Annotated in this window: 3 protein-coding genes and 1 pseudogene; all 4 read left to right on the top strand. The window is 65.6% G+C overall.

Going from position 1 to position 2939, the window contains the following annotated elements; genetic code table 11:
• A pseudogene (gene aroE / locus VIR09_RS22950) lies at positions 1-360 on the top strand (shikimate dehydrogenase); the annotation flags it as partial.
• A gap of 5 nt (positions 361-365) precedes the next feature.
• The gene (gene mtgA, locus VIR09_RS22955; RefSeq protein ID WP_332014941.1) at positions 366-1088 is read left to right on the top strand and encodes a monofunctional biosynthetic peptidoglycan transglycosylase; all 723 of its coding nucleotides are present in this window, start codon (positions 366-368) and stop codon (positions 1086-1088) included.
• 79 nt (positions 1089-1167) lie between these two features.
• On the top strand, positions 1168-2346 hold the full coding sequence (lptG, locus tag VIR09_RS22960; protein ID WP_332014942.1) for an LPS export ABC transporter permease LptG: 1179 nt from the start codon (positions 1168-1170) through the stop codon (positions 2344-2346).
• A partial coding sequence (locus tag VIR09_RS22965) for a symmetrical bis(5'-nucleosyl)-tetraphosphatase (RefSeq protein ID WP_332014943.1) occupies positions 2343-2939 on the top strand: 597 nt, incomplete at its 3' end. The genes lptG and VIR09_RS22965, both read left to right, overlap by 4 nt.

A 2939-nucleotide genomic window follows, 5' to 3' on the forward strand; every position in this document is an offset into this window, starting at 1 on the left:
TGGCGCGACAGCGGCGTGTCGCCACAGACGGCGGTCACGGGCGGCAGCCTGGCGGACGCCGCCCTGGCCGGCGGCTGGAACCTGGTCGTCAACGCCACCGCCAGCGGCCTGCAGAACGCCGCCCCCGATCTTCCCCCGGGCCTGTACGCGCCCGGCGCCACCGCCTACGACATGATGTATGGCGCCCAACCCACCGCCTTCATGAAACAGGCCGAAGCCGACGGCGCCGGCCTGACCGCGGACGGCCTGGGCATGCTGGTGGGCCAGGCGGCCGAGAGCTTCTACATCTGGCACGGCGTCCGTCCCGACCCCGCCCCGGTGCTGGCAGCGCTGCGCGAGGCGCTCGAGGCCGGGCAATAAGCGGCATGACGACGCGCAAGGGCCGCTCCTGGTTCCGGATCATCAGCGGCGCGCTGATGGCGCTGGTATGCCTGGTGCTGCTTTACCAGTTCTGGCTGTTCGCCCAGGTGGTCTGGTACAACTACCGCGCCCCCGGCAGCAGCGCGGTCATGCGCGAGGAGCGGTCCCGCCTGAGCGACGGCAACGCCGATTTCGAGCTGAAGTACGAATGGGTGCCTTACGACAAGATCAACCGCAACCTCAAGCGCGCGGTCGTGGCGTCCGAGGACTCCAATTTCACCGAGCACGACGGCGTCGAATGGGACGCCATCCGCAAGGCCTGGGAATACAACCAGAAGCAGCAGGATGCTGGCCGCAGCAAGATGCGCGGCGGCTCCACCATCACCCAGCAGCTGGCCAAGAACCTGTTCCTGTCCAGCTCCCGCAGCTATATCCGCAAGGGCCAGGAACTCGTCCTGACCTACATGATCGAACATGTCATGAGCAAGGAGCGGATCCTGGAGCTGTATCTGAACGTGGCGGAATGGGGCGAGGGCGTGTTCGGCGCCCAGGCCGCCGCCAAGCATTATTTCAACACCACCGCCGCCAACCTGGGGGCCAGCCAGTCGGCCCGGCTGGCGGCCATGTTGCCCAATCCGCGCTTCTACGACGCCCACCGCAACACCCGCTACCTGAACTCCCGGGTCGGCGTCCTGACGCGGCGGATGCAGATGGTCGACATTCCCTGACACGGATCCAGCTCTCCGGCCCCACCCTCAGCGGCGGGATTTGTTAAGCTTTCGGGTTTAGGCGTTCCTCCTTTCTTTCATGCGCACCGCACGTCGCTACCTGGCCCGCGAGATCTATCGCTCTTGCGCAGTGGTCCTTATGGCCCTGCTGGGCCTTTTCACGTTCTTCGCGCTGGTGGACGATCTGGACAACGTGGGCGACAAGTTCTCCATGATGGCCCTGCTGTACATGCAGGCCCTGGCGATTCCCACCCGTCTCTACGACCTGCTGCCCATCGGCCTGCTGATCGGCGCCATCCTGGCGCTGGCGGGGCTGGCCCAGCGCAACGAACTGGTCATCCTGCGCGTGTCCGGCGTCAGCGGCATGAAGCTGCTGCGCATGCTCTGGATCGTTACGATCCCGCTGATGATAGGCGCGGGCCTGCTGTCCGAGTACGTCACGCCCTGGGCCGAAATCAAATCCGGCGAGGCCAACCTGCTGTTCCGCGGCAAGGCCGGCGGCGACCGCCTCAAGAGCGGCTACTGGTTCAAGGAACCCACCGCCGACGGCGGCACCCGCATCATCAACATCGGTGAACTCAAGGGCGACGGCCAGGTCAGCGCCGTGACCCTCTATGAATTCAAGAAGGACCAGACGCTGTCCGCGCTGTCGACCGCGCCTACCGGTCTGTTCACGCACGGCGACCTGCTGCTCAAGGACGTCACCGAAACCCGGCTGGACGACGATGCGGCCGAAGCGCTGGCCAACGCGCGTCCGCCCAAGAACCCGCCCGCCACCGTGGTCAAGTTACCCGAGCGCAATATCGACACCACGCTCAGCGCCGAGCGCCTGCTGGCCCGGGTGCTGACCCCTGAACGCATGTCCATCGCCACGCTGCTGGACTATGTGGATTATTTGCGCAACAACCAGCTGCAATATGGTCGACAGGTCGTCGCCTTGTGGCGCAAACTGGCATATCCGTTCACCCTGCTGGTCATGATCACCATTGCCGCTCCCATTGGCTTGATGCAGACGCGCCGCGGCGGCGTAGGCGCCAAGGTCTTCATCGGCATCCTGCTGGGCGTGGGCTTCTTCATGTTGAACCAATTGGCCCTGAACGTGGGCATGCTGGGCAAATGGCCGGCCTGGCTGACCGCCCTGGGTCCGAACATCGGCGCCATGATCGTGGCGCTGGGCGCCATGAGCTACATGGAGTACCGCCACACCATCACGCGGATCGTGCAACAACGTTGGCCTTGGAGCAAAAGTCCCGCATGAACGGCAGTATCTGGATGATCGGCGACGTGCAGGGCTGCTGCTCGCCGCTGGATCGTTTGCTGTCCCATCCCGACCTGGTCGGCGACCCCAAGTCGCGCTTCTGGTTCGCCGGGGACCTGGTCAATCGCGGCCCGGAGTCGCTGGAAACCCTGCGTCGCATCATCGACCTGGGCGACCGCGCCACCTCGGTGCTCGGCAACCATGACCTGCACCTGCTGGCCACGGCCGCCGGCGTACGCAAGCCGTCCAAATCGGACACGCTCGACCACGTGCTGCGGGCGCCGGACGCGGCCGAGCTGATCAACTGGCTGCGGTTCCGGCCCCTGGCCCATTTCGAGCAGGGCCACCTGCTGGTCCACGCCGGCACGCTGGCCAAATGGGACGTCGCCAAAACGCTGGCCTTGGCCGGCGAGGTCCAGGACGCCTTGCGCGGCCCGAACTGGCAAAAAGCGCTGCAGAAGATGTATGGCAACGAGCCAGCCACCTGGAAGGAAGACCACAAGGGCGGCAAGCGGATGCGGGTGATCATCAATGCGCTGACGCGCATCCGCCTGTGCACGCCCAACGGCCACATGGAGTTCGCCACCAAGGTG

Origin of the sequence: Achromobacter sp. (assembly GCF_036567245.1) — a bacterium.
Taxonomy (GTDB): Bacteria; Pseudomonadota; Gammaproteobacteria; order Burkholderiales; family Burkholderiaceae_B; genus Achromobacter.